This is a genomic window from Belliella marina (genome assembly GCF_042682445.1).
Lineage (GTDB): Bacteria > Bacteroidota > Bacteroidia > Cytophagales > Cyclobacteriaceae > Belliella > Belliella marina.
In genome coordinates, this window is record NZ_JBHUHR010000025.1 from 162,643 (window position 1) to 170,809 (window position 8,167).

Consider the following 8,167-nt stretch of genomic DNA (forward strand, 5'->3'; position numbering starts at 1 on the left):
TTTGAACAATCATTTGAAATGGAGTTTCAGCAGGAAGCCGAAATGTCCAAAGAAGTAAAGTCTATTGGAATCATCCTTGTATATAAAAAGAGGATAGGGAATACTCCCTATCCTCAGTGCAAGGTTGAAAGATGGACTCCGTTACTTTTTAATGAGCAAAGAAGTTTTGACCAGGTCTTTGGGGTTTAGTATGACATACACACCATTTCTTAATCCAGAGACATTGATTTTTGTTTTGAATTTCCCTTCCAGGACCTGAATGGGTTGTTCAATAACGGTCTTTCCACTTAAGTCATTGATCTGGTAGATCACCAGGTAGGAAGGGCCATCGTATTCAGATGTGCCTTCTACATTCACTTCGAAGCTTGCTGGATTAGGATACACATTCATCATTTCGGATTTGCCTTGTATCTCAGATATTTGCTCACAGCTACCAAGTTTGTTGCCTTCTTGCAAGTGTTCAGGGACAGCATTCACATGGATACAGATGGTGTGTCCATTTCTGTGGCATATATTGACTTTGTTAGCACCACATCGGATATCTAATACGTTGATTTCTTTGGTGATCTCAGTCTGGCAGCCTCTTGCATCTGTAATGATGACTGTGTAGCTATGTGTGCCGGTAGTCTCCGGTGCTACAGTGATCTGGGGTCCATTTTCACCTGTAGACCATTGGTATGTGTATGGAGCTATTCCACCTACTACTTCTGCTTCCAGGTTGAGCGAGTCTGGTCCATAACCCCAATAGATGGTGTTGGCAACTCCGCCTGGCTGTACCGCATACACATCTGCTATAGTCGCTAAGAGAGGTTCAGCAATTGGGGTTTGTGACATAGAAAGTTGATTGTTTTCTAACTGAATCTCAGAAGTGAATAAGATCTTTTCACCTATATATTCTCCAATGGTTGTCTCTGTCCATTCATCTTCTGAATTGAAAGCTCTGAGATGAAGAGTGGTTTTGAGATCACAGTCTGTGTCACCTTCCATACTGACTTCACGAATGTCTACAGGGATTGGGCTACCGTAGTTTCTGACGATCCAATAGGTGTTTGCATCAGTTTCTGGTAGTCCAAACGGTGTGCTATGAAGTTTGCTTACCACAGCTTCTTCGATAGGGTAGATTCCTTCTTCTCCGTAATTTAGAGAAAGTCCTACTGAGTCAAAGGCATGCCATCCCGGTCCCTCTATTGAAATTGATTCGCTCGTTCCTTTGGCAACTGGGGCGGATGATGCTTTCCTGCCAACATATCCATTTATCTTGACGAGGTAAGCGTTGTTGGATGCGTCGGTGATGAACTCACCACTTTGGGATCCTTGTCCTTGCAAATAAACCTTGAGGTTTTCTGAGTCAGCAGGCACGGTATGGTGCATGTTGCCCCGGATCTGTTCCGGAGTTCTTGCAATATCCCAAATCCTGAACTCATCAAGCTCACCATCTATTCTGTTGTTTCCTAATGCACTGATGTTGAAATGATGCCAAACTGGAGGGAGACTTGAATTTGGTCTTTCATCTCGGACTGTCCCGTCCATGTAGATCTTGGCTTGACCGTTTTCAAATGTATAAGCGAAATGATGCCAATTTCCAAGGTCTTGGAATGCATTTGTTACAGTGAGCCTAGAGTTGGGGTTGTTGGCTACTCCAATATTTAAATGACCCTCACTGTCTGCGTGTGACAGGAATGAACCCCAGCCATTTCCAAACTGCTGATTCCAGTTTAGTGTAGAGTTTGCTTTCATCCACCATTCTATGGTAAAGGATGTTGGCTGCCAGTTGAGTCCCATGATCTGTAGTTGTCCATTTTCTTCAAAGAAGAAGGAGTTTCCGGCGAGCGTATCTGCACTTGCCCCGCCTTCAGTCTGGCTGATGGCTATTTGACCTAACTTGTCAACGGCGTTGTTATGGTTGAAATTGAACTCAACCTCTCCCTGTGTATGGGATGTGGTGTGGGATGCCATATTCCATGTGTCACCGTGATCAAAATGTCTTCTGTCGAAAAGCCTGTAGGTATAGTCTCCGCTGGAATCATCGACAAGTCCTGAAATCTTGATAGCGACCAATCCATCGAATGATTTGTTCGCACCATAATTTTTTACTACCCAATAGGTGCTGTCCATGGCTGTAGGCAATACATTTTTATTTGGGAGTGCGTGGAGTTTTGAGACAACTACATCCCCATTGGGGTTGGTTCCTTCGGAAGAAAATTCTAGACTTAGCCCGGTGCCTTCAAACTCAAACATGCCTGGATTGACGATTGATTTGGTTTCGCTGTACCCTGCGGCTACAGGAACACTTGAGTCAACATGCGTTGGGTCATTATGCATGGTGATCTTGAAGCCGTTGTTGGATAAGTCTGCGATACCTTTGGAAGTTTCCTGAAACTGAAGGTATACTTTTAGGTCTTCTTCATCACCTGTGAGTGTGTGATTCATATTTTCCCTGATCTCGGTTTGGGTACGGGCCTTTGTCCACATCCTGAATTCATCCAGTTCTCCATTGATGGTGCTGTTGTTTGCGGCACCGATCCTGAAGTTAGGCCAGTTGGGAGGGAATGTGGAGCTGGGCTTGCTATCTATCAGTTCCCCGTTGAAATACACTTTAACGTTTCCTTCTTGGAAAGTATAGGCGATGTGTTTCCAGGTACCAAGTTCTTCAAATGCTCCGGGAACAGTCAGTCTTGAGTTGCTGTTGTTGGCTACTCCGATGCTGAGGTTTTTGGCATTGTCGGCATGTACAAGGAATGATCCCCAGCCATTGCCTATTTGCTGGTTCCAGTTAGTGGAGGTGTTTGGCTTGAGCCACCATTCTAAAGTAAATTCAGTGGGTTGCCAATTGAGGTCTTCAATTACTACATTGGAATTGGATCCATTGAAGGAAAGTGCTTTTCCTGCAAAAGTCTCAGGCTCGAGGGCTTCTTGTTCCAAATAGAGTGTTTGTGTAGCTATTCCATTTACAAGCAGGTTGATTTCCCCTTCATATACTTTACTTTCAGTAGGGGAGAACCGGACATAGATTTCTTGTTTGTCCAGGATGCCGTTCACCGTAGAAACGGAGAGGTAGTTGTCTTTGCTAACATATAGAGAATCGTCCAGAGATACCTCGAAACCGTCTGTAGAAGTTACCGATATACTATCGGGAAGCATTACTCCACTGATGGTGATTGCTTCTGAGATTGAATTTCTCCCGACTTTGGTGTCAGCCAAAGACAGGGTATCCACCGAGAAGAAGGCTATGGGGTTTTCATCTTTTAAAAAGAGGAATTGAGTGTATTCTGAGCTGCTGTTTATTCCAATAGAGTCATGTTCCGCATTTGCATAGCTCAGTTGATCGCTGTAGTTCCATTTGGCATCTGAGAAAGAAGGCCTACTGAAGACGAGGATCGAGCCGGGTGAAGAAGCCTCTTCTGGGGTAATGTCTGCAGAGCTCTTAAATCTAATGTCCATCTTTAAGTCCCCAGATTCTTTAGAAAGCCTTTTGGATATCCAATACTCTTCTCCTATCGTGGTGGAAGTCGGAGTAATTGTATTGATGGGGGCAGATGTAAGCTTTATTTTTGAAAACATCACTTCCCTGCCAGAATGTTCTGAATAGTTGACATTGACTCCTGTCCCATTGCCAAATGAGACCCAACCTTGTGATTCATTGTTGTAAAATGATTCCCCGTTACCAAATGGATAATTGGCAGCTATTTTTAGGGGTAAACCGGTATAGGTTAGTTGTTGTTTGGTGACGATATCGTAGCTTTTGTCTTCAAACTGATCGAAATTCACATAGTAGACTAGGTTTTCCTCGTCTCCTTTTAGGGGATGGTGCATGTTACGTTTGATTTCGTCAGCTGTTCTTACTGAGTTCCATATCCGTACTTCATCCATTTCTCCTTTATAGTAAAACTGAGGGCCATTGGACCTAACTCCCAAACGGATGTTTCCTGGAAGGGTATTGATTTCCCCAGTGTTCCAAGTATCCCACAAGATGCCATCATAATACATTAAGGCAGTAGTGTTGGAAGGATCGTATGAAATTGCAATATGATGCCATTCCCCTTTGCTGTTTGGAAGTTCGTAGAACCTGGTGACGTTCCACAATGATAGCTTCCATCGGTTTTCCTGCCCATCCGTGCCAAAAGTAAAGTCCCCTCTAGTGGTACCTGTACTTCCAGGGAAGGTGATGACACCACCATCTGAGGCAAATGCATCTGCCTTGACCCAGACTTCAATTGTTCGGGGTTTGTTTCCGTTTACCTCGTCGTTGGGTCCGAGGATCACAGTTTCATTGCCGTTGAATACCATAGAATTTCCGGGGGCAGGACTGAACTCATATGCTTCACTATACACAGTCTGGCCATCCCACTCACCCTTCAATCTGTATTGCCAGATCTCTCCGGACTTCATAGTATGGGGGACTGTGATTTCTATTGGGACGTTTTGTGTCCCACTTACCGCTGGTACTACCGGGAATTCCTCACTGAATGTTGATGAAATACCATATTCAAAGACAACGTTGTTGAGTTGCTTTCCAAGTGCATTCACCGTACCTGTTAGGGTGGCACTAGATTCAGTGACGCTTAGGGCAATGCCATTGTTGAGACTCTGGCATTTGACAGTGCCTTCGGGCTTTTCGACGGATAAAGTGCGTGGGCTAGTGAGCTCATTGAGTGCAATTGATCGTACGGCATACCATTCTTTTTGGGCATTGGATGTGGTTGTATCAATAAAGTAAGTGTCATTTGTAACCCCGATTGATTCCATGTATTTTTCACCAAGTTTGAATATCTCATATTGAATGGCACCTGGGACTTCCTCCCATGATAGCTGTATCTGGTCTGAGCAAGCCCAATCTACCTGAAACCCACTTGGAGGGGTCAAGATGTGAATTGGCTCGGTGATGTTGGACTGGGAGTCTCGTGTGATCCTGATCTGGGTTTTGTTTTCAAGAGCAGGGACATTCCAGTTGTATTGTCTTTGTGTGGCAGGGATATTAGAGGCAATGTTGGTCCAGGTGGAGCCATTGTCTGTGGAATAATCCAGGCTGAATGGTGAACTGTCTCCATTTGCATCCCAACGGATAAAGAAATTCTGTCCGGGATTTAATGTCTCTCCTTCCAGAGGAGAGGTAAGTAGTAGCTCTTCCTGGATAAATTCATAAACCAGATAGTATTCTTGGGGGCCTTCCGGAATGTTGAAACCATTGATTTCTATTTGATAGTTGCCTTGGGTAGGGGTAGGGATGGTGACCTGCTCTACATTGTTGAGTCTGTCAAGGTTTCTGACTGGTAAAGAATTAAGACTGGCTGGGTCTGGAGTGATATCCAGCACCCATGGGAGATAAGTTTGGGATGTTGGGTTGTTTACTTTTAAATCCAGGTCGTTTACCAATGCTTTTGCAACACCGGGAGTGGCTTCGTAGTCATGCCAATATAAGAGTACCCTAAGCTCCTTGGTGTCGGCAGGGACTTGTATGTTGTGGCTGTTTTGAGCGCCATGGCTGATTGTTCCCGAAAAATATTGTTCATTGGTGATTGCGTGGTATGCACGTCGGACATTTGGCCTTCCAAATCCTGTTTTGAAGTCAATTCCAGGATTGTGTACATCATCTGCGGTGTTCATCATGATAGCCTTGATCAATGCACTTGGCACGGTGGAGGCTTGCGTAGTCTCTTTGAATACTTGGTGGAGAATGGTGAATATCCCTGAGATTTTAGGGGCAGCATGTGAAGTTCCCCCCGAGCCGTGGATTGTGAGTTCTGGCTTGATTCGTCCATCAAAAGCAGGGCCTTTGCATGTCCAATCCAAAAAGTTGTCTTCATAGTCAGTCCCGCTGATTATCAATAGGTTTTTGGCGTGCTTGGCTTCCCCGGTAAGGTTTCCCCAGCCTACGATCCCATCATATAGTCCTCCTGATGCGGCTGAACCTCCCGAATTTCCCGATGAATATACGAGCATTGCTTCAGGTCTGGTTCTGATAAAGTTGTCATGCTCTCGGGAAAGGGAAGAATACCCCGCCTGTATAGCCCAACCGTAAGACATGTTGACTACTCTGATTCTCATGTCAGGATTGTCGTATAAGGCATACAGGTTTTGGCCACCTGCAGCTAATATATTAGCCCCCCATGCATTAGATCTTGTTCTGGGATTTATGTTTCCCGAGCTTCCTAAAAATGCAGAAACTCCTGTGGCATGTCCCCCAGGGCTGTCTCCAAAATTGGTCCCGGGGAGTAGCCTCCCATGAAAATCAGGAGTGTCATAAATACCGTTTTCACGAACCATTACATTGATGCCATTTCCATTATAAAGTTTCCCATCAAAGCCGGTGTTGATATAATTGCTTCTTCCATGGTCATTACTGTTGATGTATTCAGGTTCTGGGGCGTCGATTTCTGGTTCTGGTTCTGCAGCAATAGGCTCCAAAAACAACACTTCTTGGATGCGGGCTAAATGCCGGATTTTGTTCAGCTTGGTTTTTATCGTCCACTCAAATGGAGAATGTTGGGCTGTGACCTCTGCATGTTTGCTGATTTCCCGATGTGCAATACTGGTGTTTGCATTGGAGAATAATGTTAAAATAAGCTCAACTTCTCCGCCTTTTTTGGCGTGTATTGGAATCTGGTTTTTATGAAGTTCTTCTGAAAGTTTGAAGTTTTCATCCAGAGATATCACTGATCTGATGTCAAGCTGATTGAGATTTTCCCCAGTCAATCTTTTGTCAAAATAGGCGTAATAAGCAGCATTTGGGACGTAATTAAGTAAGGTTATCCCCAGGTTTTTTAGCTTTGCCCGAGTATTGTCGTCAGGTAAATCATAAAATTGGATAAGGTAGTATTGCTTTTGAGCGTAGACTTGCTTGGCTTGGTTGCTGTCGATTACCCTACCGTTTGCTCTTTTTGGATTAAATTGTGCTTTTGGGACATATTGCTTGTGTAGAAGCTGGATTCTGTAGTCCCGATTGGGGTCATGATTTTGCTGTGCAATTCCTTGTAGCAGCAAAAATGATGTCATTAAAATAGCTAAAATTCTTTTCATAGTTTGATGTTTTGTTTTTTTGACTGTTTTTAATGGTTTTTACTTTGTTTCGTAATTATTTTATTTGCTTACGAATTCTGATTTTTGTTATGTATAATTTTATTATTTACTGATAAGTATTGTTTAAATTCTGATTTTACGAAAATATACAATATACTAAAATATAAAATGACTTTAATATTTCATATTCGAAACATATTTAATTTCGTATTATTTTTTTATCTATATTTTTGGGTATTGTATTTATATAAGAAATAGCTGTTTGTGTGGTGTTTTATGTGTTTTGATCCTTATTCATAAAATGTATGCTTCTTGAGTTTTTCGGTCTTTATCGTGGATAAGTGGTTGTATTTTGTTTGTGAATGTTTCTGCTGACGGTCTTCACTTGTTTTTATGTAGGGATATTATTGACAAAGTGGGGTGCTATTCCAATGGTGAAGTGTTATTGCTTGGTTTTTTTTGTTGAGGCTTGGTTTTGTTTCGTTTGGTCTTTTTGCAAGGCTGTTGTTCACAAGCAGACTCAGGCACATTGTCTATCCATGTCTTGGCTTAAGATGTCTTGAGCCTTCGTTCTATAGGGATTGTATTGCGGGCAAATTTTCTATTGCTTAGTGGGGTAGGCGAGCTAATTGTGGGGCATTATTGTAATAGGCGCTTTCCATGGCATTACTTAGCTATATGCTTCAAAGGCTCTCCCTTTATACCAGACCTACTTTAAATAAGGTGCTTCTATATTATACTGTATTATATACCGTGCTGTCTTATTATGTATGGTGTCACTGCCCTACTAATGTGGATGTGGTTGGAGTACATGATGGCGGTATGTGTGGGACTGTTTTTTGTTTGGTCTCTAGCAAGGGGATGGATATGGGGATGTGATTGTTGCGAAAACAGCCCTTACCAAGGATTCCTGTTTTGATATTTTCAAATGGAGATCCTAGGGTGGCATATTAAGATTGCCCATTGAAAAGTAACTATGACATCATCCACCATTCTGTTTTTTCGTTTGGGTCAATTTTTTCTCCTTGGTATTCAGGTGTTTTGTGGGGATTCAAAAAATACTTTGGCAATGGTGGTTGTAAAGTTGGGAATAAGTTGCACCTTTGCAATCCCAAACGGGGGAAAAGTTGACACACAAGCACAGGGAGGG

The 8,167-nt window shown here is 43.0% G+C and carries 1 protein-coding gene; it reads right to left on the reverse strand.

The genetic code is table 11. The features are described 5' to 3' along the window. Positions 1-141 precede the first annotated feature (141 nt). On the reverse strand, positions 142-7,017 hold the full coding sequence (locus ACFSKL_RS09680) for a LamG-like jellyroll fold domain-containing protein (RefSeq protein WP_376885747.1): 6,876 nt from the start codon (positions 7,015-7,017) through the stop codon (positions 142-144). Between the last annotated feature and the right edge of the window lie 1,150 nt (positions 7,018-8,167).